Annotated in this window: 23 protein-coding genes and 1 pseudogene; 3 read left to right on the top strand and 21 right to left on the bottom strand. The window is 61.2% G+C overall.

Annotated features, from left to right (window positions below):
• Nucleotides 1–2 precede the first annotated feature (2 nt).
• Genes J3P89_RS27180 through ilvA form a run of 4 tightly spaced genes read right to left on the bottom strand, consistent with a single transcriptional unit; the run spans nucleotide 3 to nucleotide 3,705 of the window.
• Nucleotides 3–470 (bottom strand): DUF2269 family protein, encoded by a 468-nt coding sequence (locus J3P89_RS27180; protein ID WP_434602486.1) that lies wholly within the window; start codon nucleotides 468–470, stop codon nucleotides 3–5.
• Nucleotides 467–1,723 (bottom strand): SDR family oxidoreductase, encoded by a 1,257-nt coding sequence (locus J3P89_RS27175; protein WP_434696215.1) that lies wholly within the window; start codon nucleotides 1,721–1,723, stop codon nucleotides 467–469. The genes J3P89_RS27180 and J3P89_RS27175 overlap by 4 nt, the downstream gene beginning before the upstream one ends.
• Before the next feature lie 15 nt (nucleotides 1,724–1,738).
• Nucleotides 1,739–2,152, bottom strand: a complete 414-nt coding sequence (locus J3P89_RS27170) for a DUF2269 family protein (protein WP_434696213.1) — start codon at nucleotides 2,150–2,152, stop codon at nucleotides 1,739–1,741.
• Between the two features lie 38 nt (nucleotides 2,153–2,190).
• Nucleotides 2,191–3,705 (bottom strand): threonine ammonia-lyase, biosynthetic, encoded by a 1,515-nt coding sequence (gene ilvA / locus J3P89_RS27165; protein ID WP_305497561.1) that lies wholly within the window; start codon nucleotides 3,703–3,705, stop codon nucleotides 2,191–2,193.
• 326 nt (nucleotides 3,706–4,031) lie between these two features.
• On the opposite strand from ilvA, the gene rpiA reads away from it, so the two are divergent.
• Nucleotides 4,032–4,706, top strand: a complete 675-nt coding sequence (gene rpiA, locus J3P89_RS27160; RefSeq protein ID WP_434696212.1) for a ribose-5-phosphate isomerase RpiA — start codon at nucleotides 4,032–4,034, stop codon at nucleotides 4,704–4,706.
• Nucleotides 4,707–4,845: 139 nt separating this feature from the next.
• Here rpiA and J3P89_RS27155 read toward each other — a convergent pair whose 3' ends face one another.
• From J3P89_RS27155 to J3P89_RS27140, 4 genes are all read right to left on the bottom strand, one after another.
• A complete protein-coding gene (locus tag J3P89_RS27155; protein WP_434696210.1) occupies nucleotides 4,846–5,760 on the bottom strand; it encodes an SdiA-regulated domain-containing protein in 915 nt (304 codons plus the stop codon).
• A 118-nt stretch (nucleotides 5,761–5,878) separates the two neighbouring features.
• The gene (locus J3P89_RS27150) at nucleotides 5,879–6,811 is read right to left on the bottom strand and encodes an SdiA-regulated domain-containing protein (RefSeq protein ID WP_434696209.1); all 933 of its coding nucleotides are present in this window, start codon (nucleotides 6,809–6,811) and stop codon (nucleotides 5,879–5,881) included.
• A gap of 244 nt (nucleotides 6,812–7,055) precedes the next feature.
• Entirely contained in the window at nucleotides 7,056–7,721 is a 666-nt protein-coding gene (locus tag J3P89_RS27145; protein WP_305497557.1) for a fumarylacetoacetate hydrolase family protein, read from the bottom strand.
• A 43-nt stretch (nucleotides 7,722–7,764) separates the two neighbouring features.
• Nucleotides 7,765–9,159: an FAD-binding oxidoreductase gene (locus tag J3P89_RS27140; protein ID WP_434696208.1), complete on the bottom strand. Its 1,395-nt coding sequence runs from the start codon at nucleotides 9,157–9,159 to the stop codon at nucleotides 7,765–7,767.
• A 204-nt stretch (nucleotides 9,160–9,363) separates the two neighbouring features.
• Between J3P89_RS27140 and serA the strand changes: the two genes are divergently transcribed.
• Nucleotides 9,364–10,593, top strand: a complete 1,230-nt coding sequence (gene serA / locus J3P89_RS27135; RefSeq protein WP_039592617.1) for a phosphoglycerate dehydrogenase — start codon at nucleotides 9,364–9,366, stop codon at nucleotides 10,591–10,593.
• Nucleotides 10,594–10,787: 194 nt separating this feature from the next.
• Here the strand turns inward: serA and J3P89_RS27130 are convergent, their stop codons facing one another.
• Entirely contained in the window at nucleotides 10,788–11,213 is a 426-nt protein-coding gene (locus J3P89_RS27130) for a DUF4399 domain-containing protein (RefSeq protein ID WP_434696206.1), read from the bottom strand.
• Nucleotides 11,214–11,345: 132 nt separating this feature from the next.
• Between J3P89_RS27130 and J3P89_RS27125 the strand changes: the two genes are divergently transcribed.
• Complete coding sequence (locus J3P89_RS27125) at nucleotides 11,346–11,912, top strand: transporter substrate-binding domain-containing protein (RefSeq protein ID WP_434696205.1); 567 nt, start codon at nucleotides 11,346–11,348, stop codon at nucleotides 11,910–11,912.
• A 179-nt stretch (nucleotides 11,913–12,091) separates the two neighbouring features.
• Here the strand turns inward: J3P89_RS27125 and J3P89_RS27120 are convergent, their stop codons facing one another.
• From J3P89_RS27120 to J3P89_RS27065, 12 genes and pseudogenes are all read right to left on the bottom strand, one after another.
• Nucleotides 12,092–12,718, bottom strand: a complete 627-nt coding sequence (locus J3P89_RS27120; protein ID WP_434696204.1) for a class I SAM-dependent methyltransferase — start codon at nucleotides 12,716–12,718, stop codon at nucleotides 12,092–12,094.
• A 92-nt stretch (nucleotides 12,719–12,810) separates the two neighbouring features.
• Nucleotides 12,811–13,455 (bottom strand): methionine ABC transporter permease, encoded by a 645-nt coding sequence (locus tag J3P89_RS27115; protein ID WP_368556486.1) that lies wholly within the window; start codon nucleotides 13,453–13,455, stop codon nucleotides 12,811–12,813.
• Nucleotides 13,445–14,569 carry a methionine ABC transporter ATP-binding protein gene (locus J3P89_RS27110; protein ID WP_434696203.1) on the bottom strand — a complete coding sequence of 375 codons (1,125 nt, stop codon included), beginning with the start codon at nucleotides 14,567–14,569 and terminating at the stop codon, nucleotides 13,445–13,447. The genes J3P89_RS27115 and J3P89_RS27110 overlap by 11 nt, the downstream gene beginning before the upstream one ends.
• Nucleotide 14,570: 1 nt before the next feature.
• Nucleotides 14,571–15,380 carry a MetQ/NlpA family ABC transporter substrate-binding protein gene (locus J3P89_RS27105; protein ID WP_434602491.1) on the bottom strand — a complete coding sequence of 270 codons (810 nt, stop codon included), beginning with the start codon at nucleotides 15,378–15,380 and terminating at the stop codon, nucleotides 14,571–14,573.
• A 135-nt stretch (nucleotides 15,381–15,515) separates the two neighbouring features.
• A complete protein-coding gene (locus tag J3P89_RS27100) occupies nucleotides 15,516–16,874 on the bottom strand; it encodes an LLM class flavin-dependent oxidoreductase (protein WP_434696202.1) in 1,359 nt (452 codons plus the stop codon).
• Complete coding sequence (locus J3P89_RS27095) at nucleotides 16,874–18,067, bottom strand: SfnB family sulfur acquisition oxidoreductase (protein WP_434696200.1); 1,194 nt, start codon at nucleotides 18,065–18,067, stop codon at nucleotides 16,874–16,876. Before J3P89_RS27095 ends, J3P89_RS27100 begins: the two co-directional genes overlap by 1 nt.
• Nucleotides 18,068–18,090: 23 nt before the next feature.
• Nucleotides 18,091–19,332: an SfnB family sulfur acquisition oxidoreductase gene (locus J3P89_RS27090; RefSeq protein ID WP_434696199.1), complete on the bottom strand. Its 1,242-nt coding sequence runs from the start codon at nucleotides 19,330–19,332 to the stop codon at nucleotides 18,091–18,093.
• A 286-nt stretch (nucleotides 19,333–19,618) separates the two neighbouring features.
• A pseudogene (locus J3P89_RS27085) lies at nucleotides 19,619–20,381 on the bottom strand (hypothetical protein); the annotation flags it as partial.
• Nucleotides 20,382–20,855: 474 nt separating this feature from the next.
• Nucleotides 20,856–21,614: an L-cystine ABC transporter ATP-binding protein TcyN gene (gene tcyN / locus J3P89_RS27080; RefSeq protein ID WP_305497545.1), complete on the bottom strand. Its 759-nt coding sequence runs from the start codon at nucleotides 21,612–21,614 to the stop codon at nucleotides 20,856–20,858.
• A 3-nt stretch (nucleotides 21,615–21,617) separates the two neighbouring features.
• Nucleotides 21,618–22,283: a cystine ABC transporter permease gene (gene tcyL / locus J3P89_RS27075; RefSeq protein WP_305497544.1), complete on the bottom strand. Its 666-nt coding sequence runs from the start codon at nucleotides 22,281–22,283 to the stop codon at nucleotides 21,618–21,620.
• Complete coding sequence (gene tcyJ / locus J3P89_RS27070; protein WP_434696198.1) at nucleotides 22,283–23,083, bottom strand: cystine ABC transporter substrate-binding protein; 801 nt, start codon at nucleotides 23,081–23,083, stop codon at nucleotides 22,283–22,285. The genes tcyL and tcyJ overlap by 1 nt, the downstream gene beginning before the upstream one ends.
• A 235-nt stretch (nucleotides 23,084–23,318) precedes the next feature.
• Complete coding sequence (locus J3P89_RS27065; RefSeq protein WP_434696197.1) at nucleotides 23,319–24,320, bottom strand: D-cysteine desulfhydrase; 1,002 nt, start codon at nucleotides 24,318–24,320, stop codon at nucleotides 23,319–23,321.
• Nucleotides 24,321–24,422 lie beyond the last annotated feature (102 nt).

Below are 24,422 nucleotides of genomic sequence, written 5' to 3'. Positions count from 1 at the left end.
TGTCACGCAGGCTTGGCCACCATCAGGTAGAAGATCACCATGAACGCGAGGAACGCCGGCCAGCCCAGCGCAAACCACCAGCGCATGTAGGTGCTGGCCTTGAGCGGCATGGGCGTGCCGTCCTGCAAGGCTTGCTCGGCCATTTTGTGCACGCGGATCTGCAACCAGACCACCGGCAGCCAGCAGGCGCCCGCCAGGCAATAAAGGCCGATGCTCCACATCAACCAGCTCTGTTGCAGTGGCCAGCCGGCCACATGCATCAGGGCCAGGCCGCTCAGCGGCTGGAACACGGCGGTGGTGGCCGTGAACGCCCAATCGGCGAAGACCAGATGCTTGAAGGTGACGGCAATGACTTCAAGCTTGCCGCTGCGCCAGGCCCGCAGCGCGTAGTAGGCGGACCCCGCGCCCAAGCCGAAGAGGATGGTCGAGGACAGGATGTGCAGGGTTTTCAGCAGCACGTAAATGCTCATCGGCGTGGTTCAGTCCAAAGCAGCCATAAAGTGGCGACTATCAGCGCCAGGTTCTTGGCGACAGCCGCATAAGGGTCAAACCAATAGTGCGGCAGGATAAAACTGATGCACAGGGTATAGCCGAGCATCAATCCCAACTGCAACCGCAATGCCTGGCGGCGCCAGCGTTTGAATAGCATGCCCATGCCCAGCGCGCCGTCACACAGCGCGCCGGCGATTACCGCAAGCTTCGCCCAGGCGCCGTGGACATCGGCTTCGGCCATGATACGCAAGCCCCAATCGTAGCCGGGGCCGAGGCAGACGATGGCGGTTCCCAGCCAGATGATCGCCAGTACCGCGAGCATCAGCGGGCGGATCGCTCTGAGGCTGCTCTGGGCTGCGCTGGGCCAATCCTGCAAGCGGGTTTGTACGGGGGCGGCGTAATACCCGCAGATAGACGCGAGTGCCGCGGGGTCGGCCAGATTGTCCCGTTGTGCCAAGGCCAGGCTTTGCCTGTTCAATGCCCGCCAGCCGAACCGATCCCCAAGCCGGCTACCCGGTTCAGTCAGCAGCGCAGGGGCCTTGATGTAGCGGGCCGGCGCCCAACCTTGGGCGGCGCGCAGATGATCGATGAGTCGGGCCAGCGTCATCGGCTCCGGTCCTACCAGCGGCAACACCACCGACTCGGTCGGCCATTGCCGCAGCAGGGCGAGCACCGCGCCCACCAGGTCATCGACATGTACGGGCTGGATGCGCGCTTGAAGATTCAGCAAGGGAATCAACGGCCACGGAGAAAGGCCCTCCATCCAGCCGCTGCTCGCGCCGCCTGGTCCCACCACCAACGAGGGCCGCAGCACCACCGATACGCTGTCCAGCGTGCAAAGATATTCATCAGCCAAGCCTTTGCTCGCCAGGAACGGCACGTCGGATTGAGCACTCGCGCCCAGCGCGGAAATCTGCAGGATCCGGACGCCGCGGCGCGCGGCCTGGTCGAACAACGCTCGCGCGCCCCGATCCTGGACCAGGCTCAGGGCCTGGGTGTCGACGCTGAGCAGGCCGGCCGCGTTGATCAGCAAGTCGACGTCCAGGGGCAGGGTAAAGTGTTCAGGGTTGCCTGCCAGTACGCCGAGATCCAGCTGCCGCCATTCAACCCCAGGCCAACCTGGCGCCTGGGGTTCACGGCTGGTTGCGATGATCGAGTGGCCAGCGCTGTGCAACGCTCGCAGCAGATGGCGCCCGATAAAACCGCCGCCTCCCACTAGTAGGATCTTCATGACCGTCCCTGTCGCTTAAATCGGCTTGGCACCCATCAGCGCGGCGATGGACAGGAAGCCGACGCCACCGATGATCGCCAATGCCAGGGTAAACCTGCTGCTGCCACCGCTGCCCAAGCGCAGGCGATTGAGCCTTGCCAGCAGCCAGAAAACGCAGAGCGTCGCCACCGTGTAGATCACGCTGGAGCCCAACAGCCAGCTTTGCCCCAACGGCCAGCCCACCAGGTGAACCAGCCACCAGCCGGTGAGCGGCATGCTCAGCATGCAGACCAGCATCACGCACCAGGCCAACAGCCAAGGACGCCGCAGCGTGCTGGCCGGTCCCTCGCTGCGTTTACGCCAGGCCAGGACGGCAAGGACTACACCGCAAGCCAGCAGCAGGACCGTGGCCGCGACGTGCAGGACTTTCAAGGTCAGCAGAGTTTCCATGGAATTTCCTTAAGGCCGATGTCCTTCAGCGTAGCCCTTCAACCAAGAAACAGCTGATAGGCCGGGTTATCGCTTTCATCCCAATACGGATAGCCGATTTCTTCCAGGGCGGCCGGTACCAGGTGGCGTTCATCGTGAGGCACTTGCAGCCCGGCGACCACGCGACCATCCGCCGCGCCATGGTTGCGGTAGTGGAACATCGAGATATTCCAGCGCCCGCCCAGCTTGTTGAGGAAGTTGAACAACGCGCCCGGACGCTCCGGGAACTCGAAACGCAGCACCACTTCGTCGATGACGTGGGCGGCGTGCCCGCCGACCATGTGGCGGATGTGCAGCTTGGCCAGCTCGTTGTCGGTCAAGTCCAGCACCGGGAAGCCTTGCTCGGTCAGGCTGGCGATCAACTTGCTGCGCGGATCGTTTTCCGGATGCGTCTGGACGCCGACGAAAATGTGCGCTTCGCTGCCGGTGTTGTAGCGGTAGTTGAATTCGGTGATCTGGCGTTTGCCGATGGCTTCGCAGAAGGCCTTGAAGCTGCCCGGCTGCTCAGGAATGGTCACGGCGATGATCGCCTCGCGCCCTTCGCCCAGCTCGGCGCGCTCGGCCACATGGCGCAAGCGATCAAAGTTGACGTTGGCGCCGGAATCGATGGCCACCAGGGTCTGACCGCTGATGCCCCGCGATTCGACGTACTTCTTGATCCCGGCCACGCCCAAGGCGCCGGCCGGCTCGGTGATCGAGCGGGTATCGTCGTAGATATCCTTTATAGCTGCGCAGATCTCGTCGGTGCTGACGGTGATCACTTCGTCCACGTAGTGCTTGCAGATATCAAAGGTGTGCTGGCCGATCTGCGCCACGGCCACGCCGTCGGCGAACAGGCCGACGGTCGGCAATACCACGCGCTCACCGGCGGCCAGGGCCGCTTGCAGGCAATTGGAGTCATCAGGCTCGACGCCAATGATCCGGATCTCGGGGCGCAGGTATTTCACGTAGGCCGCGATGCCGGCAATCAGCCCGCCACCGCCCACCGGGACGAATATCGCATCGAGGCGCCCGGGGTGCTGGCGGAGGATCTCCATCGCCACGGTGCCCTGTCCGGCGATGGTATGAGGGTCGTCATAGGGATGGATATAGACGTAGCCCTTTTCGTCGACCAGCTTCAGCGAATACGCCAGCGCCTCGGGGAACGAGTCGCCATGCAACACCACTTTGCCGCCGCGGGAGCGTACGCCTTCGACCTTGATTTCCGGGGTGGTCTTGGGCATGACGATGGTGGCTTTGACGCCCAGCACCTTGGCCGCCAGCGCCAGGCCCTGGGCGTGGTTGCCCGCCGAGGCCGTGACCACGCCTCGGGCGCGTTCTTCGTCGCTGAGCTGGGTCAGCTTGTTGTAGGCCCCGCGAATCTTGAACGAGAATACCGGCTGCAGGTCTTCACGCTTGAGCCAGACGTCATTGCCCAGCCGCTCGGAGAGCTGGCGGGCGGTCTGCAGCGGGGTTTCAACGGCAACGTCATAAACGCGCGAGGTGAGGATCTTCTTGACGTACTGTTCGAGCATCGGAAAGCATCACTGAGCGGGTTGGGCAGGGCCAGGGAGTCTAACCCGGCTTTTGGCCGGGCGACCACACGAATTAAGGCAGCCGGCGCACACAAGTCCCCGTGGCGAGGGAGCTTGCTCCCGCTTGAGTGCGAAGCGCTCATCGCTTTTTCTGGGACCGCTACGCGATCCAGCGGGAGCAAGCTCCCTCGCCACGGTTGCTGCACGGTCCAGCGGGCGGAAGCTCCCTTGGCACGCTGGATCTGTGCCAAACAGGCAATGACCAAGGCGGCTCCGACGCCTATAATGCCGGCCTTTCGTTCCCTCTCGGCACCCTCGGAGCCCGCATGACCCAGGATCAACTCAAACAGGCCGTGGCCCAGGCCGCCGTCGACCTCATCCTCCCGAAGCTGGATGACAAGAGCATCGTCGGGGTCGGCACCGGCTCGACCGCCAATTGCTTTATCGACGCGCTGGCGCAGCACAAGGGTGCGTTCGATGGCGCGGTCGCCAGCTCCGAAGCCACCGCCGCGCGCCTCAAGGGCCACGGGATCCCGGTGTACGAGCTCAACACCGTGAGCGACCTGGAGTTCTACATCGACGGCGCCGATGAAAGCGATGCGCACCTGAACCTGATCAAGGGCGGTGGCGCTGCATTGACCCGCGAGAAGATTGTCGCGGCAGTCGCCAAGACCTTCATCTGCATCGCCGACGCCAGCAAGCTGGTGCCGGTACTCGGCGCCTTCCCGCTGCCGGTGGAAGTGATCCCCATGGCCCGCAGCCACGTAGCCCGTCAGTTGGTGAAACTGGGCGGCGATCCGGTGTATCGCGAAGGTGTGCGGACCGACAACGGCAACATCATCCTGGATGTCCACAACCTGCAGATCACCAACCCGGTTGAGCTGGAAAGCCAGATCAACGCCATTGTCGGCGTGGTCACCAACGGCCTGTTCGCCGCGCGTCCGGCGGATGTGCTGTTGCTGGGGACTGCTGAAGGGGTGAAGACGCTGCGGGCTGAATAACCCGGCGGATAGTTATTGGTTCACACCGGACCCTGTGGGAGCGAGCTTGCTCGCGATGGCGAAGGCAAATTCGACATCCATGCAAGCTGACCCACCGCTATCGCGAGCAAGCTCGCTCCCACATGGGGTCTGTGCGAGCTTAAGGCTGCTGCTTCTTGAACACGTAAAACAGATTCGGCTCACTCACCACATACAGGTTGCCATCGTCATCCATGGCCAGGCCTTCAGCCTGGGGGACGGTTTTTTGCAGGCCGTGGCGGCCCTTGCTCAACGACAGCGTGCTCAACGGACGGCCGTTGATATCCAGCTCGATGATCAACCGCGACTCGTCGGACAGCGCCATCAGGTGACCGCTGCGCTCATCGTATTGCAGGCTTGAAAGGTCGCGCACAAAGAGCCCGGCGTCACGCTTGGGATTGTTGACGACGTGCACCGCATAGGATTTTTCCGGGTTGTGGTGGGGAAACCCGTGGACCTCGTAGATCAGCATCGGATCGCGCTCCTTCGCGACGAATAGCCGCTTGCCCAGGGAGTCGTAGGCCAGCCCTTCGAAACCCTTGTTGCTGCTCATGTGCACCCCGAGCGAGATCTGCTCGGCTTCGGCCGCGTCCAGGAACCGGGTGTCGTCGTCCAGATGGATCTTGATCAGCCGTTGTTGGCGCTCGTCGGTGATGACATAGATGTTCTCGCTGATGAATTCCACCGCTTCCGAATCACCAAACCCGACCAGGGCTATGCGCCGCAAGATTTTGCCGTCCAGCGACAGCTCGATCAGCTCGGGATTCTTGTTGGTCACGGTGAACAGGGTCTTGCGGATCGGATCGAAGGTCAGCGCCGAAACGTCATCGTCCAACCCTTCGATCACCTGCGCCTCAAGCGCGACCTGGTACTGATCCAGTGCGATTGCCTGCTCGTTGACGGGGTGCCACAGGCTGCTCATGTTGAACCAGGCGCGTTCGAACAGGCGCAGGTACTGGCCCGCCGTGATCAGGGCGATCAGCACGATGGCCAGCAACAGCAGGAACAGTGGCTTGGGACGGACAAGTCGACGCATGTAGGAGGGCTCGGATAAAAACAGGTGGTTGGAAATACCACGACTGCCTGAACTGAAGCTTAATGGCCGCGTGCCACATCCTACACGATGGTGGGAAGTGTCTTACAAAGTCGCGCTGTCAGTGCTGTTTTTCGAAACGGTAGAACAGGTTCGGTTCACTGACGATGTAGAGGGTGCCGGCTTCATCGACAGTGACGCCTTCGGCGCGAGGGATCGTGTCCTTCAGGCCGTTGAAGCCGCCGAGCAGGGTCATGAAGCTGACCTGATCGCCTGCTTCGTCCAGTTCCAGCAATAAATGGGAGTCGGCCGATAGCACCAGCGTGTGGCCGGTGCGCGGGTCTACGGCCAGGGCGGACAGGTTGCGCAGGTCGAGTTCGTTGCTGACATGGATCTGCTTGTCGCCCTTGAGCAACTGGCTCCCGTCGCTTTTCCAGGTGAACAATGCCGGTGGGCGCTCTTCGCCAAGGATCAGTTGCTGATTCTTTGGATCCCAGACGATGGCTTCGAATCCCTTGTTCTGGTTCTTCGACGTGCCCAGGTCATATTGGGGGAAGTCCTTGATGTTCAGCTCGCGGGTATTGGCGTCGACCTGGACGATCGATAGCGTGTGCTTGCGTTCATCGGTGATGGCCAGCAGGCCGTTTTCCATGAAAGCCACGCCTTCAGGGTTGCCCCAGCCCACCAGCGGCATCTTGCGCAATACGTCACCCTGCAGGTTCAGCTCCACCAGGAATGGATTTTTGCCCATCACCGCGAACAGGGTCTTGGTCTGTGGGCTATAGGTCAGGTCGGACGCTTCGTCGTCTTCCATTCCCGGGAGCGCCTTGGCGTCAATGACAGCGTGGTAATCAGGCAGCCAGATGCTTTCCCGGCGCTCGGCCTGGCTCTGGAAGCGCTCCGACACCCAAAGCAGGCCCCGGTCATCCCAATGCATGGCAAATGCCAGGGCGTAAGCGCTAGCGCCCGCGATCAGCAGCCAGACATACCAGGGCAGGGCGAAGCGAGAGCGACGGGATGCTTTGGGGGTGGGCAGTGCTTGGGTCTTGGCCATCAGGGGACACGTTCCAGGGAATTCGGCTAGGGGCTGGCTGGCTCAGATGCCGCATTGCCCGGAATTATCCGGATGGCATGTGAAAAAAACGGTAAAAATACGGTCTTCAGGAAGCGCTGTATTTCTCATGTGGGAGCGGGCTTGCTCGCGAATGCGGTGTGCCAGACGACATTTATGTGTCGGATACATCGCATTCGCGAGCAAGCCCGCTCCCACATATGATCGGCAGCGTCACAAGACCGAGTTAACGAACACTGCTCTCGAAGCGGCTCGCGCCCGGCAGTTCCAGCACCAGTTCGTCACCGACGTTCAACGGCCCGACGCCGGCCGGCGTGCCGGTCAGGATCACGTCGCCGGCCTGCAGCGAGAAACAGCCGGCCATATACTGGATCATCGGCACGATGGGGTTGAGCATCAGGCTGCTGTTGCCGTCCTGGCGCACTTCGCCATTGATGACCAGGCGAACGGGGATGTCGGTCAGGTCGGCGAAGGTGTCCTTCGAGACGAACGGGGCGATGACCGCCGCGCCGTCGAAAGACTTGGCGACTTCCCAGGGCAGCCCCTTGCCCTTGAGCTCGGCCTGCTTGTCCCGCAGGGTCAGGTCCAGGGCCGGAGCGAAGCCGGAGATCGCGTCCAGCACTTCCTCAGCGCTGGGCCGGGTGGACAGCGGCTTGCCGATCAGCACGGCGATTTCCGCCTCGTAATGCACCGACCCGCGGTCGGTGGGAATGCTGAAACCGCCTTCCAGCGGCACCACGCAGCTGCCTGGCTTGATGAACAGCAGCGGCTCGGTGGGCACCGGATTATCCAGTTCCTTTGCATGCTCGGCATAGTTGCGGCCAATGCACACCACTTTCCCGATCGGGAAATGAATACGCGTACCGTCGACATACTGGTGCTGATAGCTCATAACCGACTCCTGCCTTTGGATTTTCATCAGGTGTTTATAAGGGTCAAACCGCGAAGATCTTGCCCGGGTTCATGATGCCGTTGGGGTCAAAGACTGCCTTTACCGCTTTCATGTACTCGATCTCCACCGGCGAGCGACTGTAGGTCAGATAGTCGCGTTTGGTCATGCCCACGCCGTGCTCGGCGGAAATCGAGCCGTTGTACTTCTCGACGGTCTCGAACACCCATTTGTTCACCGTCGCGCACTTGGCGAAGAACTCATCCTTGCTCAGGTTTTCCGGCTTGAGGATGTTCAGGTGCAGGTTGCCGTCGCCGATGTGGCCGAACCAGACGATTTCGAAGTCCGGGTAGTGTTCGCCGACGATTGCATCGATTTCCCGCAGGAATGCCGGAACCTTCGAGACGGTTACCGAGATGTCGTTCTTGTACGGCGTCCAATGGGAGATGGTTTCGGAGATGTACTCGCGCAATTTCCACAGGTTCTGCAACTGGGTTTCGCTCTGGCTCATCACGCCGTCCAGCACCCAGCCTTGTTCGACGCAGTGCTCAAAGGTTTCCAGCGCGTGGTTGGCGACTTCTTCGGTGGTGGCCTCGAATTCCAGCAGGGCGTAGAACGGGCAGTCGGTCTCGAACGGCGCCGGCACGTCGCCACGACCGAGGACCTTGGCCAAAGCCTTGTCTGAGAAAAATTCGAATGCGGTCAGGTCCAGTTTGCCCTGGAAGGCATGCAGCACCGGCATGATCGAATCGAAATCCGGCGTGCCGAGCACCATCGCGGTGAGGTTTTTCGGCGCCCGATCCAGGCGCATGGTGGCTTCGACCACGAAGCCAAGCGTGCCCTCCGCGCCGATGAACAGCTGGCGCAAATCGTAGCCGGTGGCGTTCTTGATCAGGTCCTTGTTCAGCTCCAGCACGTCGCCCTTGCCGGTGACGACTTTCATGCCCGCCACCCAATTACGCGTCATGCCGTAGCGAATGACTTTGATCCCGCCGGCATTGGTGCCGATATTGCCGCCAATCTGGCTGGAACCGGCCGAAGCAAAATCCACCGGGTAGTACAGGCCAAGTTCCTCGGCCTTGTTCTGCAGTTGTTCGGTGACCACGCCCGGCTGGCACACGGCGGTGCGGTCGGTCAGGTTCACGTCGAGAATCTGGTTCATGTAGTCGAAGGACACCACGACTTCGCCATTGGCCGCCACGGCCGCGGCGGACAGTCCGGTACGTCCGCCCGAGGGGACCAGCGCGACCTTGTGCGCATTGGCCCAGCGCACGATGGCCTGGACCTGTTCGATGGTCTTGGGAAAGACGATGGCCACCGGCGCCGGAGCGAAATGCTTGGTCCAATCCTTGCCGTAAGCATTCAGGGAGTCGGCATCGGTCAGGACCTTGCCAGGCTCAACCAGGGTCTTCAGCTCATCTATCACGGCAGGATTGGTCATCGACAGAACTCTCGAACAATTCATGGTCATCCTGAGAACGCTTCACGTCGCAGGAATGGGTGTTTGCGGGGGGCATATGCTAGCATACCGACCCCGCAGCGTAGTGCCCAACGGCTGTTCTGCGGCGACGGCTGTCATGCCGGTCGGGCCGGCCCAGGCTGCCCGATTCCCTGCCATTTTTCTCCGGGACACAGGTTTACGCAGATGAGCAAGACTTCTCTCGATAAGAGCAAGATCAAGTTCCTTCTTCTCGAAGGCGTCCACCAATCGGCTGTCGACGTCCTCAAGTCGGCGGGCTACACCAGCATCGAGTACATCACCAGCTCTCTGCCGGAAGCCCAGCTCAAGGAAAAGATCGCCGATGCTCACTTCATCGGTATCCGCTCCCGTACTCAACTGACCGAAGAGATCTTCGACCACGCGAAGAAACTGGTCGCGGTCGGCTGCTTCTGCATTGGCACCAATCAGGTTGACCTCAACGCGGCCCGTGAGCGCGGTATCGCCGTGTTCAACGCGCCGTACTCCAACACCCGTTCCGTTGCCGAGCTGGTGCTGGCCGAGGCGATCCTGCTGCTGCGCGGCATCCCCGAGAAAAACGCTTCCTGCCACCGTGGCGGCTGGATCAAGAGCGCGGCCAACTCCTTCGAAATCCGGGGCAAGAAGCTGGGTATCGTCGGCTACGGCTCGATCGGCACCCAGTTGTCGGTACTCGCCGAGGGCCTTGGCATGCAGGTGTTCTTCTATGACACCGTGACCAAGCTGCCGCTGGGCAACGCCACCCAGGTCAACGACCTGCACGAATTGTTGGGCATGTCCGACATCGTCACCCTGCACGTACCGGAAACCCCGGCCACCCAGTGGATGATCGGCGAGAAGGAAATCCGTGCCATCAAGAAAGGCGGGATCCTGATCAACGCCGCGCGTGGCACCGTGGTCAAGCTCGACGCCCTGGCCGAAGCGATCAAGGACAAGCACCTGATCGGCGCTGCCATCGACGTGTTCCCGGTGGAGCCGCGCTCCAACGACGACATCTTCGAGAGCCCGCTGCGTGGCCTGGACAATGTGATCCTGACCCCGCACATCGGCGGGTCCACCGCTGAAGCCCAGGCCAACATCGGTCTGGAGGTGGCGGAGAAACTGGTCAAGTACAGCGACAACGGTACCTCGGTATCGTCGGTGAACTTTCCGGAAGTGGCCTTGCCCGCTCACCCTGGCAAGCACCGCCTGCTGCACATCCACGAGAACATCCCGGGTGTGATGAGCGAGATCAACAAGGTCTTCGCGGAAAACGGCATCAACATTTCCGGCCAGTTCCTGCAGACCAACGAGAAGGTCGGCTACGTCGTGATCGACGTCGATGCCGAATACTCGGACCTGGCGCAGGAGAAGCTGCAGCACATCAACGGCACCATTCGTTGCCGCGTGTTGTTCTAAGCAGGCTGGACTTGCAATAAAAAACGGGAGCCCCGCAGGGGGCTCCCGTTTTTTTTCATCTGGCACAACCTGGAAACCCTGTGGGAGCGAGCCTGCTCGCGAAGGCGCAATATCAGCCAATACAAATATGTCTGACAGACCGCTTTCGCGAGCAGGCTCGCTCCCACAAGAGATGCTGCGTTTTCAAGCCGGTGTTACTTCACATTCACTGTGATTTTCTCGGACACGATCGACGGGTCGAACGGCATATGGCCGCTGTCGCCCAGGATCAATTGCAAGGTGTGCTTGCCCGGGGCCAGTTTGATGGTGGCCTCGGTTTGTGCCTTGCCGAAGTGCATGTGGTGGGCGTCGGTCGGAATCGGCGTGCCTTCCTTCGGCACGTCGTCGACATCGATCAGCAAATGGTGATGGCCAGTATTTTTGGTCACATCGCCCGCCGGAGCCAGGGCGATATCCTTGACGCCGAACTTGACCTTGAATTCCTGGCTGACGGTGGCGCCATCTTCCGGGGAAACGATGAACACTTCTGCACCCTTGGGGGCCGGGGTCGCCGCTGTTGCCAGCATCGAGGTGCCCAACAACAGGCCAGCCAACGCGGCACGAGACATAAAGCTTTTCATTTTTTTCTCCAGTTTTTCGATGAAATCCGCTGAGTCATGACAACTTCATGAACAATCGTTGTCGAAGCCTGCAACAACCATAGCAAAGCGAGCCTGAGACGAGCGTCGCTTGTATAAATTCTAGGAGTGACCATGCGTTTCCTGCCTGGCCTGATCTGCCTGCTACCCCTTTTGAGCCCTTTGGCCCATGCCGAATTGATCGACGATATCAACGACCGGGGCGAGTTGCGCATCGCTCTTGAGGCCAACGCGGCGCCCTTCAACTTCAAGGAAGACGGCAAACTCACCGGCTTCGAAGTGGAGCTGGGCGAAATGCTCGCGAACGAACTCGATGTACGGGCCGATTTCGTTGTCACCGATGCCGAGGATTTGCTGGCCGGTGTGGAAACCGGCAAATACGACGTCGCCATCAATCACATAGCAATGACCCCGGAACTGGCGGATCGTTTCGATACCAGTACCCCCTACAGCCAACCCGATGCGCAGTTGCTGGCGAGCAAGGAAGAGTCGCAACGTCCGCTGGTCATGGCGCAGTCGTTCCAGGCGCAGGAAAAGAAAGGCCCTCCGCCCAGCCTGGTGATTCCATTCCAGAAGGACAACCCGGCATTCAAGGCCAGCCTGGACAATGCCCTGGCGCGGATCAAGGAGGATGGGCGGCTGGAGCAGTTGTCGCAGAAGTGGTTGAAACGACCTGAGTGACAAATGGAATCAGCCGTGGCGAGGGAGCTTGCTCCCGCTGGGCTGCGAAGCAGTCCTAGTCCGGATCAGGTGATTTCCCAGGCAGACCGCATCAGCCGCCTTACGACGGCTGCGCCGTCGAGCGGGAGCAAGCTCCCTCGCCACGGGGGGTAGCATTCATCCGCTCGATTGATCTGTCTTCAAGGCTTACGCCACACACTGGCCAACCATGGCTGCTGTTCCCGTGGCAGCCCCGCTGGCCGGTAATAATGCTCCAGCTCCACAAAACCTGCCGCGCCCAGCAGCCTGCGCCAGGCGTCGAGGTCGTGGTAGGCGCCGAAGCGCTGGCCGTTCCAGCCTTCCTGGTTTTCGCCCCGTGGATTGGAACTGAACAGGACGCCTCCAGGCTTTAGCGTGGCGTGCAGTTGCCTGAGCACGCGGGGCAGTTCCTGGACTGGAATATGAAACAGCACCGCGTTGGCAAAAATCCCATCAAAGCGTCCATCCGGCAGGTCGAGTTTCAGGAAGTCCTGTTGCCACACCTCGCACCCGCTGTCCTGGCGGGCCATCCGGGCGAACTCTTCGGAACCGTCCAGGCCGACCGCGACATGGCCCATGCCGGTAAACGTACGCAAATCCCGTCCCGGACCGCAGCCGAAGTCGAGGATATGAAACGGCGCCTGGCCCTGGATGTGGCGCAGCAACGCATCGATGTTCTGGCTGACATCATGATCGCGGGTGCCTTCGCGAAAATTCTCGGCCACGGCGTTGTAATGACCCAGGGTCGTGGCGGTGATGACGTGCAGGTCTTCGGCAGTGTGTTTCATGATCGCGGGCTTTGCTGGGGAGTGTCTGACGACTATACCGCAAGCCCGCCGGCCGCCAATCGCGAGCAGGCTTGCTCCCACAATGAGTCGCTTCAGCGTTTGTTCAGGCCGCGCGCCAGACGATCGCCCCCCAACTGGATCACCGCGACCAGCGCCACCAGCAGCACGATAACCGTGAGCATGATCTGGCTGTCGAACCGCTGGTAGCCGTAACGGTAGGCGATGTCACCCAGGCCACCGGCGCCGATCGCCCCGGCCATGGCCGAAGAATTGATCATGGTCACCAAAGTGATGGTAAAACCGCCGACGATGCCTGGCAGCGCCTCGGGCAGCAATACGTGCCAGACGATATGCCAGCGCCGGCAACCCATGGCCTGGGCCGCTTCGATCAGGCCGTGGTCGACTTCCCGCAGGCTGACTTCGGCGATGCGGGCAAAAAACGGCGTCGCGGCGATGGTCAGCGGCACCACCGCAGCCCACACGCCGTAGGTCGTGCCGACAATCAGCCGGGTGAACGGAATCAGCGCCACCATCAGGATCAGGAACGGGATCGAGCGAAACAGGTTCACGAACGCGCCCAAGGCACGGTTCAGCGCCGGTGCCTCGTAAATGCCGCCCTTGCCGCTGGTGACCAGGATAACCGCCAGCGGAATGCCCGCCAGCAACGCGATCAATGACGACACACCGACCATGAGGAACGTGTCGATGAAGCCCTGCAATAAGCGATCAAGCCACATAACCCAGCACCTCCACCCGTTGCGCCCATGCACCTGCCCGCTGACGCAACTCCTCGGCGTCCAGTGAGGAGCCGCTCACGGCCAGCAGTAATTGTCCCAGCCCATGTCCCTGGATCCGTTCGATGCCGCCGTGCAACAGTCGCACCCGGCCACCGAGGGCGCCGAACAGGGCTGCGAGGTCCGGTTCATCGCGGGCGGTACCGGTGAATTGCAGGCGCAGCACCGTGGCGGCGTCCGCCGAGGCCGGTTGCGGCTGCAAGCGGTTCTGCAGTTCTTCAGGCAGCGCGTGCTGCAACGGCGCCAGCAGCGTCCGGCTGACCTCATGTTGCGGATTGCCGAAGACTTCCCAGACCGGCCCCTGTTCGACGATCCGCCCTTGTTCCAGCACCACTACCCGGTCGCAGACTTCGCGGATCACCGCCATCTCGTGAGTAATCAGCACGATCGTCAGGCCCAGCCGCTGGTTGATCTCCCGCAGCAGGCCGAGGATCGACTGAGTGGTCTCCGGATCCAGCGCCGAAGTGGCCTCGTCACACAGCAGGATCTGCGGATCGTGGACCAGCGCCCGGGCGATGCCGACCCGCTGCTTCTGCCCGCCTGAGAGTTGTGCCGGATAGGCCTTGTGCTTGCCATCCAGACCCACCAGTTCGAGCAGCTCGCGGACCTTGCGCTGGCGTTGCTCCTTGGGCACCCCGGCGACTTTCAGCGGCAGCTCGACGTTCTGCCAGACGGTCTTGGCCGACATCAGGTTGAAATGCTGGAAGATCATGCCGATGCGCCGGCGCAGCTCGACCAGGCGATCCTCATCGAACTCGCCGATGTCCACCTGATCGATCAGCACCCGACCGCTGGTGGGTTGCTCGAGGCGGTTGATGGTGCGAATCAGTGATGACTTGCCGGCGCCGCTGCGGCCGATGATGCCGAACACCTCGCCGCGCTGGATCGCCAGGTCGATGCCGTGCAGCGCGTTCACCGGTCCCTGGGCGCCCAGGTAGGTTTTGCCCAGGCCGACAAAACGCACGTGTGCCCGGTTGAGCTGTGGGTGCAGCTCGGTGCTTTCGGCGCTTCGGCGCGTGGGCGTTTGCTGTTCAAGCAAAGCGTTGACGGCATTCATATCAGCTTTCCCAGCCGGCTTGATAGAGCTTGCCATGGGCCTTGTCCAAGGCTGCGCGCACGGCCGGGGAGTGCTGATAGATATCGACGAACTTGATCAGCCGCGGGTCGCTTTTGCTCTTGGGCTGGATCACGAACTGGATGACGTATTCCTTGTGATCGAGGCCGTCGAACAGCAGCGCGGATGTCGCGTCGAAGGTATTTGCCAGGCGGATATAGGCCGGGTAGCCCTGCACCAGATCGGCGTCTTCATAGGCGCGCACCAGCTGCACGGCTTCGACCTGCAGGATCTTGATCTTCTTCGGGTTGGCGACAATGTCGTCTTCGGTGGCCTTGTAGCCGACGCCCGGCTTGAGCTGAATCAGCCCGGCCTTGGCCAGCAGTTGCAAGCCGCGACCGCTGTTGATCGGGTCGTTGGCTATGGCGACGCTCGCGCCTTCGGGCAGCTCGTCGAAGCTTTTGTATTTTTTCGAGTAGAGGCCGACGTTGTTGATGATGCCCGGCGCGAACGGCACCAGGTCGAACCCAGCGGCGGCCTTGGCGTTTTCCAAGAAGGGAATGTGCTGGAAATAATTCACGTCAATGTCACCCGAAGCGAGGCTGACGTTAGGCGCGATCCAGTCGCTGAATTCCACCAGCTCGACCTTCAGGCCTTGTTTGCCGGCCTCTTCGACAGCGGCCTCCAGAGGAATGGCGAAGGCGGCGGTGGTGCCGATTTTCAACGGGGCGTCGGCGGCGAACAGCGCTGAGCTGAACAGGCCGAGGGCCAGGGCCAGTGCTTTGACTGGCAGGGTCAGGAGTTGCTTGGTCATGTCGGTTGTTCCAGTCATTAATGAGTCATGTGCTTTCGTGGCGAGGGAGCTTGCTCCCGCTGGGCTACGAAGTAGCCCGAGCTTTTTTGGGCGGGCTTCGCCCACCAGCGGGAGCAAGCTCCCTCGCCACGGAGTTCATCGTCGGTAGTTCGAGCCAGTGTGTTGGGCGGGTAGTCGCGCTTGCGCGTGAAACAGCTTTTCCCGCAACGTCCCCCCGTCGTATTCGGTCTTGTACGACCCGCGGCGCTGCAGCTCGGGAATCACCAGGTCGATGAAATCGACGTAGCTTTGTGGCGTGACGATGCGGGTCAGGTTGAAGCCGTCGAGGCCGGTCTCGGCGATCCACGACTCCAGTTCGTCGGCGACCTGTTCGGGCGAACCGACAACGGTGATGTAGCGACCGCCCAAGGCGTGTTGTTCCAACAGCTTGCGTCGGGTCCAGTCATTGTTCTGCAAGGTCTTGGTCGCGGACTGGATGGCGTTGCTCTTCACGTACTGGATCGGTTCGTCCAGTTCGTACTCGGAAAAATCGATGCCCGTCGACGCGGAGAAGTGCGCCACGCCGGCCTCGGCGCTGGCATACCCCAGGTACTCGGCATGCTTGGCCCAGGCCGCTGCTTCGGTCTCGCCGACAATCACGTTCAGGCCCATGAACACCTTGATGTCCTCGGCATTGCGCCCGGCCGCGACGGCGCTGGCGCGGACCTTGTCCACCTGGGCTCTGGTCGCCGGCTTGTTCTGGCCGCTGATGAACACGCACTCGGCATTGCGCCCGGCGAACAGCAGCCCGCGCTCGGAACTGCCGGCCTGGAACAGCACCGGTGTGCGTTGGGGCGATGGCTCGCAGAGGTGATAACCCTCGACCTGATAAAACTCGCCTTGGTGCCTGACCTTGTGCACTTTTTCTGGCAGGGCGTAGATCCGTTGCTGGCGATCGTTGAGCACCGCATCGTCTTCCCAGCTGCCCTCCCAGAGTTTGTAGAGCACCTCCAGGTACTCGTCGGCCTGGTCATAACGGCGGTCGTGCTCGACCTGCGCGCCGAGGCCCATGGCTTTCGCGGCGCTGTCCAGGTAACCGGTGACAATGTTCCAGCCAACCCGGCCACGGCTCAGGTGATCCAGCGTGCTCATGCGTCGGGCGAACAGGTACGGCGGCTCATAGGTGAGGTTGGCGGTGAGACCGAAGCCGAGGTTGCGGGTGACGGCAGCCATTGCCGAGACCAGCAGCAATGGGTCGTTGACCGGCAGCTGGATCGACTCTTTCAGCGTGACCTCCACCGATTGCTGGTAAACGTCATAGACCCCGACGATATCGGCAATGAACAACCCGTCGAACAGACCGCGCTCCAGCAGCTGGGCCAGACCGGTCCAGTATTCCAGCGTGTTGTACTGGGTCGAGGTGTCCTGCGGATGCGTCCACAAGCCGTGGTTGATATGGCCGATGCAGTTCATGTTGAACGCGTTGAGGAGGATTTTTTTCTTGCCGAGGGCCATCAGATGGTCCCTCGCAACGGTGGTTTTTCGTCGTTGAGGTAAAAATTGCCGACCGCGTGATATTTCCAGCGCACCGGGTCATGCAGGGTGTGCACCCGGGCGTTGCGCCAGTGACGATCCAGGCCATGTTCGGCCAGGGTCGCCTGGCTGCCGGCCAGTTCGAACAGCGTGCTGCCGGCAGCCAGGGAGATTTCGGTGCTGATGGCCCGGGCTTCGGCCACGGCAATCGAGGCCGCCGCCACCGTTTCGGCATTGGTGTCGGCCTGGGCGCGGTCGAGGAATTCGCCTGCGCGTTCCAGCAGGGCTTCGGCGGCGTGCAGGCGAATGTTCAAATGGCCGAAGCTCTTGAGCGTATGCGGATCCTGGGTGGCGACATCGCTGGTGGCGTCGATCCACGGTCGGGTTTTGCTGCGGACAAAATGCAACGCATCTTCATAGGCGGCGCGGGCAATGCCGGTGTCGATGGCGGCATGGAGAATCTGCGCCAACGGGCCCACCGGAGTAGGGCGTTCGAAGGCGCTCTGGAACGGCACGATGTCTTCGGCAGCGACATGCACCGCTTCGAATACCACCGAGCCGCTGCCCGTGGTGCGCTGGCCGAAACCGCTCCAGTCGTCGATAACCGTCAGGCCCTGGCTGTTGCGCGGAACGAACGCCAACTGCTGCACGCCGTTCTCGTCCACCACCGAAGTAGGGATGCGCTGGGCATAGATCGCCCCGGTGGCGTAAAACTTGCGGCCGTTGATGCGGTACCCGTCGCCATCGCGAAGCAGTTGGGTGGTGCGCTCGTGAGCAGTCCTGGTTCCCAGCTCCGCCAGGGCGTTGCCGAACCGCTGACCGCCCAGCACTTCGGCATACAGCCGTTGCTTCTGGGCTTCGCTACCGTTTACCCGCAGCACTTCCAGGGCGTAGTAGTGGTTCTGGGGGATTTGCCCGAGCGAGCCATCGGCCTGGGCGATCAGCGCCACGACCTTCGCCAGCGTGACGTTAGAAACGCCGGCGCCGCCGTAGGCCTTGGGCACGCTGATGCCCCACAGGCCGGAGCGGGTGAAGGCTTCCAGCTCCGGGTGCGGCAGGCGCCGTTCGCGATCGCGCAGGGCGCTGTCGCGCTTGAAGTCATCGGCCAGGTCGCTGGCGACGATGAGGGCTTGTTCATCGCTGGTGATCACCGCGACGTGTTGGGAAAGCGACATGTGCTGCTCCAGTGGCCGGGTCGTCAGATCCAGGAATGTCGGGCGGGCAAGGTCCCGTTCAGGTGGTAGTCGCCGATCGCGTGGTATTTCCAGCGCACCGGGTCGTGCAGGGTGTGGACCCGCGCGTTGCGCCAGTGGCGGTCGAGGTTGAACTCGGCAAGGGTGGCGCGGCTGCCGGCCAGCTCGAAGAGTTTTTCGCTGGCTTGCAGGGCGATTTCGGTGGTCAGCACCTTGGCTTCGGCGACGGCTATCGAAGCGCGGGCGGCGGACTGTGCCGTGATCGGCGCGGCGTTGACCTGGTCCAGTACGTGCCCCGCCTTGCGCAACAGAGCCTCGGCGGCATGCAGTTCGATTTTCAGCTTGCCGACGTCGGCGATTACGTACGGATCGTCGCAGGCCCGCTCGACCTTGGCATCGATCCAGGGCCGGGCGCGTTCGCGAACGAAGGCGATAGCGTCATCGATAGCGCCGCGGGCGATACCCAGGTCAATCGCCGCCTGGATCAGCTGCGAGAAGGCGCCTTGCACGTTTGGCGTTTCGTTGATGCGCCAGTTGTCCAGGACCAGTTCGGCGTCGACCCGCACATTGTTCAGCAGCACGGTGCCGCTGGCCGTGGTGCGCTGGCCGAAGCCCGACCAGTCGTCGACGATGCGCAGGCCCGGGGTGCCGCGCCGGACGAACGCCAGCACCTGGCGACCTTCGTCGTTCAATGCCTTCACGGCAACCCAATGGGCGAACAGGGCGCCGGTGGAGTAGAACTTCTGTCCATTGATGACGAAGCCATCGCCATCGGCGGTGATCCGCGCTTTGAGGTCCAGGGTGTTGCGGGTGCCGCGCTCCGGCCCGGCATTGCCGATGCGCCAGCCTTCGAGCACGCTCTGGAGGAGAATTTTCTTTTGCCGTTCGGTGCCCGTGGCGAGAATCAGCTGGAGCACGCCGAACTGGTTCTGCGGGACCTGCCCGAGGGCCGGATCGGCTGCGGAAATGATCGCGAACACTTCGGCGATGGTAACTGAAGAGACTTGCGGCCCGCCGTATTCACGAGGAACGGCAATGCTGCCAAGCCCGCTGCGGGTGAATTGCTCGATTTCCGCCCAGGGCAGCTTGCGCTGCTGGTCGCGGCGCGCGGCCTGCTGGCGAGCAACTTGTGCGAGTTCACGCGCGGCCTTGATTGCCTCGGCATCGGTGCGCAGCACCTGTGCCGGCAATAACAATGGAGCGATATCCAGGTCGCTATGGACCTTTGCTTGCGCCAGATCGGACATTACAGCCACTCCTTGGCTGCGTGCAGTGCCTTGGCGCCCTGCACTGGGGCGTTTGTGTTCCGTACCATACCCACCTCACATCTCAAGAAAACACCGCGATGAATGCGGTGGCGAAAATCAAGAATGTCCGGTGGTCCGGTCGATATACCCTAAACGCGTATAAAATGTTTTTGAACTATCTTTTAGGAATATCGATAGGCTGGATTTAAATTCATGGAGCCCGCATGGGCGAAACGGCTCTTGTGGTGAGGGAGCAGACATCCCTGCCACAAAAACCGATTACTTTTTGACGGCGCGCTTCAACGGTCATCAACGACGTTTTGGACGGGGCTCTTCAGATTCGCATTCGCGCAACCGATCTTCAATGTCCGCGGCGGTGCCCAATGGGAGGTGTTGCCTACACGATCAAGGATGCAATAGGTCACTTCGAGGCGCAGGTCTTCGCCGGCTTCGGTGATTATTTCCGGTGGTACCCAGACATGGATCGGCTGGCCCACCTCGCAAGGTTTGATCCGAGGCAGGTCCATGCGTACGTCGCCCCAGCGCACGGTGATCGCATCGTCGGCGGCCATGTTCAGGTAGGGCTCGATGGTCAGCGGTACGCCACGCTTGATCTGATTCGGATTGACGCCCTGGCGACGGATGGCCTGGGGGATACGCACCGGTGCCAGGCTCTGGTTTTCATCGCCGATCAAGGTCGAAGGCCGACCTCCGGGGCAATCGAGTTTGACTTGCACCCGTTGCGGGGCCGACAGCGCCGGCCCCCGCCCGACCCGCATGACGCGATAATGGATGCATGACGTCCCGTTGACGACGAAGCTTTCCGGTATCCGCAACGTGATGCCGCCATGGGTATCTGCCTCGGATACCTGGCGGGAGCCGACGTAGCAGTTATCCCAGAACAGTTCGATCAGATCGCCCGCGTCCATGCCGGAATAAGGTGTGATGAGCACTTCCAGCCGAGCGGCACTGGTGATGTTGATGCCGGTAGGCAGGGTATTGGCCAGCGCGGGCGCAGCCAGTTCGAGGATCGGTGACGTACATGTCATGGTGTTCTCCTTGGTGTCCATATCGAGCTGTTTCATAAAGGTCAAAGGCACGGATAAACGCGGCATTGTTTATTGCGTTGCAATAAAATCATGAACTTTCAGTGCAGGACTGGGGGAATTAAAATAATGCGCGTCGCCTGTTGGCTTCTAGATAAGGGTTGCGCAGTTACAGTGTCAATAGAAGGGCGGGATTAATGCTTGATTGGCCAACTCTTCAGAAGTTTCCTACGCGATGCAGTTAGTAATACTTGCTGTCGGACGCCACTTTCCTTGCCCCGGCGTCTGTCGTATTGCTTACGGTAGCTGAAGGCGCGAGACAACGGGCGAGGGGTCCGACATAAGTGTTACGCAAGGTATACGCATGTCGTGCTGACAAGTTTCTCAGCTGAGGGCGGGGCTGTAAGTTGTTTCGTAGCGGTCAAGAGTATGACGTTCAAGTTATCCACTTCCTTCCATGGAAGTGTGCCGGATAACTTATTGCGCGGCGTGTGCGGAGAGGAACTTGCTGAGGAATTGTCGAGTACGCTCTTCTTTAGGGGCCGCGAACAAAGCCTTGGCTTCCCCTTGCTCGACGATCACACCTTTATCGAAGAACACCACGCGATTGGCCACGTCCCGGGCGAAGCCCATTTCGTGGGTGACGATCACCATGGTACGTTTTTCTTCGGCCAGGCCGCGAATGGTCGCCAGTACTTCGCCCACCAGTTCGGGGTCGAGGGCCGAGGTCGGCTCGTCGAACAGGATCACCGCCGGCTCCATCGCCAGCGCCCGGGCAATTGCCACGCGCTGCTGCTGGCCGCCGGACAGGCGCCGTGGGTAGGCGTCTTCCTTGCCGGCCAGCCCGACCTTGGCCAGGAGCTTGCGCCCCAGGGCTTCGGCTTCGGCACGGGGAATTTTTTTCACCACCTGGGGACCTTCGGTGACATTTTCCAATGCGGTGCGGTGGGGAAACAGGTTGAAATTCTGGAATACGAACCCTACCTGCTGACGCAAACGCCTGACCAGGCCCTGTTGCTGGTTTAGCGGGCGGCTGCCATCGATCTCGATGTCGCCGACCTTGATCCGGCCACTGCTGGGTTCTTCGAGGAAGTTCAGGCAGCGCAGGAAGGTGGTCTTGCCCGAGCCGCTGGGGCCGATGATCGCTACCACTTCGCCTTCTTCGATCTTCAGGTCGATGCCGTTGAGCACTACCTGACCCTTGAACTGCTTTGTCAGTTTTTCCACGACAATCATCGGTCAGGACTCCTGGTCATGCCGATTGACCCGGGCTTCCAAGACGTTCTGCAAGTGCGAAAGCACCGTGGCAAGAACCCAATAGATCAGCGCGGCGGCAAGGTACATGGTGAAGATTTCGAAGGTTCTGGCGGTGATCAGCTGCGCCTGGCGGAACAGCTCCGGTACCTGGATGGTCGCCGCCAATGCAGTGTCCTTGACCAGAGAGATGAAGCTGTTGCCCAACGGTGGCAGGGCTGTGCGTGCGGCTTGCGGCAGGATGGCCCGACGCAGGGTCTGCGCGCGGGTCATGCCGATACTTGCCGCCGCTTCCCACTGGCCGCGTTCGATGGAGCTGATCGCGGCCCGCAGGATTTCGCAGGCATAGGCCGCCATGTTCAGCGAAAAACCGATCAGTGCCGCCGGCAGTGGGTCCAGCTCGATGCCCAGTTGCGGCAAGCCGTAATAGATCACGAACAACTGCACCAGCAACGGCGTGCCGCGAAAGAACGACACGTAGATGCGGGCAATCCAGTTCACCGGTTTGAAGCGCGACAAACGCATCAGCGCCAGGCCAAACCCGAGCAGCAAGCCGAAGAACATGCCGCCCAGGCTGAGGATGACCGTGTAATACGCGCCCTTGAGCAAAAAGGGCGCGGAGTCCAGCGCGAGTTGAAGAGCTGCTTCCATTATTGAGTGACGTCAGCGCTGAAGTATTTTTCCGAGAGCTTTTTCAGCGTGCCGTCGGCGCGCAGTTTTTCAATGGCCTTGTTCACGGCTGCCAGCAGCTCGGGCTCGCCTTTGCGCAGGGCAATGCCAGACTCCTGGCGAGAAAAGGCTTCGCCGGCTGCTGTCGTGTCCTTGGCTTTCTTGGCGTATTCCAGCGCGGCCAGGCGGTCGATCAGGATGGCGTCGATGCGGCCGACACGCAGGTCCTGGAACTTGGTTGGATCGTCGTCGTAGGTCTTGACCTGGGCGCCCGGCACTTCTGCCTTGACCCACTGCTCATAGTTGGTGCCCAGGCCCACGCCGACTTTTTTGCCGTCCAGGTCAGCGGCCTTCTTGATGTTCAGCTCGTCGGCTTTTTTGCTCAGTACCAGCGCCTGGATCCCGGAAACAGTGTACGGCTCGGAGAAGTCGTACTTTTTCTTGCGCTCTTCGGAGATGGTCACCTGGTTCACCACGGCGTCAAGACGCTTGGATTCCAGGGCGGCGAGGATACCGGCCCATGGGGTCGTCTGCAGCTTGACCTTGACCCCCAGTTCCTTGGCCAAGGCTTCGGAAAATTCCACTTCGAAGCCAGTCAGTTTGCCGCTGTCATCAACAAAACTGAACGGTGGATAAGTGCCTTCCAGGCCGATCTTGATCTCACCAGCGTCCTTGATTTTTTGCAGCTGCTCACCGGCAACCGCTTGCCCCATCAGCCCGGCGCTCAATGCCAGGCCCAGCGAACCCACCAGCAGGTTGCGACGTAATGCGGAAAAATTCATGACAAGCCCCTGTATTTTTATGATGACGTTTATCTGGAAGAGAAAGGCGTAGCCGCGATCCGAAAGAATTGCCACATCCTGCCCTAAAAGCAGGCTTTGCGTCTCGTTGCAAATACGCCTGCGGCGCGACTATAGGTTGGGTCGTATAGATTGGAAAATAATATTAAATCACGACCCTATTCCAATATGTAATCAACATCTTGTGGGAGCGAGCCTGCTCGCTCCACAGCGACATTTACCGAGCCTGGAACACCGAGTCATAGGCAAACAGCGCCGGTGCACCGCCGGTATGCAGGAAGATGATCGAGCCGTTTTCAAAGCGGTCGCGCCCGATGCCGTCGAGCAGCCCGGCCATGGCCTTGCCGGTATAGACCGGATCGAGCAGCAGGCCTTCCTGGCTCGCCAGCAACTTGACCGCCGCCAGCGTACCGGCGTTGGGCTCGCCGTAGCGGGGGGCGAAGTACTCGTCCCACAGGTTCACCTTGAAGGCCGGCGGCAGGGCCATTTCCAGCAAGTGCGCCGTACGTTCGGCGAGCCCCTGGACTTTCGGAAACTGGTCTTCCTCGCTGCGTGAAACCGTCACGCCAATCACGGCAAGGTCCGGCAGGGTTTCGCTCAGTGCCAGCGCCAGGCCGCCATGCGTGCCGGCACTGCCCGAGGCCAGCACCACGGCGGCGAATTCAAGCCCGGTGTCCTTGATCTGTTCGGCCAACTCCAGGCCCGCGCGCACATAGCCCAAGGCGCCCAGGGCGTTCGACCCGCCAATCGGCACCAGGTAAGGTTTTTTCCCGTTGCTACGCAGGCGGCCGGCAAGGGCCTGCAACTGTTCGTCGGCGTTGTCCAGGTTTTCAACAAGTTCGACCTTGGCGTCGAACAGCTCCAGCAACAGCCGATTACCGTTGCCCAGGTAATTGCTTTCCTCGGTGCCGATGGGGTTTTCCAGCAACGCCACACAACCCAGGCCCAGCTTCGCGGCCAGGGCAGCGGTCTGACGGACATGGTTGGACTGGATCGCGCCGGCTGTGACGAGCGTGTCGGCGCCTTGGGCCAGGGCGTCGGCGGCAAGGTATTCAAGCTTACGCAACTTGTTGCCGCCCAGTGCCAGAGGCGTCAGGTCGTCGCGCTTGACGTAGATGTCGCGACCGAGCCAGGCGGAGAGACGGTCGAGTTTTTCCAGAGGCGTCGGATGGCTGAGCAGGTCGAGACGATGGAAGCGAGACAACTGTTCTTTGATCATGAGTCCGTACTGGCTGTAGGCGATATCCGGACTATAGGCAGCTGAGTATTTATCGGCAACCGGCATATGGGCGTTGAGGATGACACTTAATAAGGCAATCAA

This window comes from Pseudomonas sp. Z1-14 (assembly GCF_051132005.1).
Classification (GTDB): domain Bacteria; phylum Pseudomonadota; class Gammaproteobacteria; order Pseudomonadales; family Pseudomonadaceae; genus Aquipseudomonas.
This window is presented reverse-complemented; position numbering and strand designations above follow the sequence as displayed.

Coding starts and splice junctions, on each gene's coding strand:
- J3P89_RS27105 (WP_434602491.1), bottom strand. CDS start 15,380: ATGACCAAGCAACTCCTGACCCTGCCAGTCAAAGCACTGGCCCTGGCC.
- tcyJ (WP_434696198.1), bottom strand. CDS start 23,083: ATGAATTTTTCCGCATTACGTCGCAACCTGCTGGTGGGTTCGCTGGGC.
- J3P89_RS27115 (WP_368556486.1), bottom strand. CDS start 13,455: ATGTGGCTTGATCGCTTATTGCAGGGCTTCATCGACACGTTCCTCATG.
- J3P89_RS27145 (WP_305497557.1), bottom strand. CDS start 7,721: ATGAGCTATCAGCACCAGTATGTCGACGGTACGCGTATTCATTTCCCG.
- J3P89_RS27110 (WP_434696203.1), bottom strand. CDS start 14,569: ATGAATGCCGTCAACGCTTTGCTTGAACAGCAAACGCCCACGCGCCGA.
- J3P89_RS27090 (WP_434696199.1), bottom strand. CDS start 19,332: ATGTCCGATCTGGCGCAAGCAAAGGTCCATAGCGACCTGGATATCGCT.
- tcyL (WP_305497544.1), bottom strand. CDS start 22,283: ATGGAAGCAGCTCTTCAACTCGCGCTGGACTCCGCGCCCTTTTTGCTC.
- J3P89_RS27180 (WP_434602486.1), bottom strand. CDS start 470: ATGAGCATTTACGTGCTGCTGAAAACCCTGCACATCCTGTCCTCGACC.
- J3P89_RS27175 (WP_434696215.1), bottom strand. CDS start 1,723: ATGAAGATCCTACTAGTGGGAGGCGGCGGTTTTATCGGGCGCCATCTG.
- J3P89_RS27100 (WP_434696202.1), bottom strand. CDS start 16,874: ATGGCCCTCGGCAAGAAAAAAATCCTCCTCAACGCGTTCAACATGAAC.
- J3P89_RS27155 (WP_434696210.1), bottom strand. CDS start 5,760: ATGCGTCGACTTGTCCGTCCCAAGCCACTGTTCCTGCTGTTGCTGGCC.
- J3P89_RS27095 (WP_434696200.1), bottom strand. CDS start 18,067: ATGTCGCTTTCCCAACACGTCGCGGTGATCACCAGCGATGAACAAGCC.
- J3P89_RS27140 (WP_434696208.1), bottom strand. CDS start 9,159: ATGACCAATCCTGCCGTGATAGATGAGCTGAAGACCCTGGTTGAGCCT.
- serA (WP_039592617.1), top strand. CDS start 9,364: ATGAGCAAGACTTCTCTCGATAAGAGCAAGATCAAGTTCCTTCTTCTC.
- J3P89_RS27130 (WP_434696206.1), bottom strand. CDS start 11,213: ATGAAAAGCTTTATGTCTCGTGCCGCGTTGGCTGGCCTGTTGTTGGGC.
- J3P89_RS27150 (WP_434696209.1), bottom strand. CDS start 6,811: ATGGCCAAGACCCAAGCACTGCCCACCCCCAAAGCATCCCGTCGCTCT.
- J3P89_RS27125 (WP_434696205.1), top strand. CDS start 11,346: ATGCGTTTCCTGCCTGGCCTGATCTGCCTGCTACCCCTTTTGAGCCCT.
- rpiA (WP_434696212.1), top strand. CDS start 4,032: ATGACCCAGGATCAACTCAAACAGGCCGTGGCCCAGGCCGCCGTCGAC.
- J3P89_RS27170 (WP_434696213.1), bottom strand. CDS start 2,152: ATGGAAACTCTGCTGACCTTGAAAGTCCTGCACGTCGCGGCCACGGTC.
- tcyN (WP_305497545.1), bottom strand. CDS start 21,614: ATGATTGTCGTGGAAAAACTGACAAAGCAGTTCAAGGGTCAGGTAGTG.
- J3P89_RS27065 (WP_434696197.1), bottom strand. CDS start 24,320: ATGATCAAAGAACAGTTGTCTCGCTTCCATCGTCTCGACCTGCTCAGC.
- ilvA (WP_305497561.1), bottom strand. CDS start 3,705: ATGCTCGAACAGTACGTCAAGAAGATCCTCACCTCGCGCGTTTATGAC.
- J3P89_RS27120 (WP_434696204.1), bottom strand. CDS start 12,718: ATGAAACACACTGCCGAAGACCTGCACGTCATCACCGCCACGACCCTG.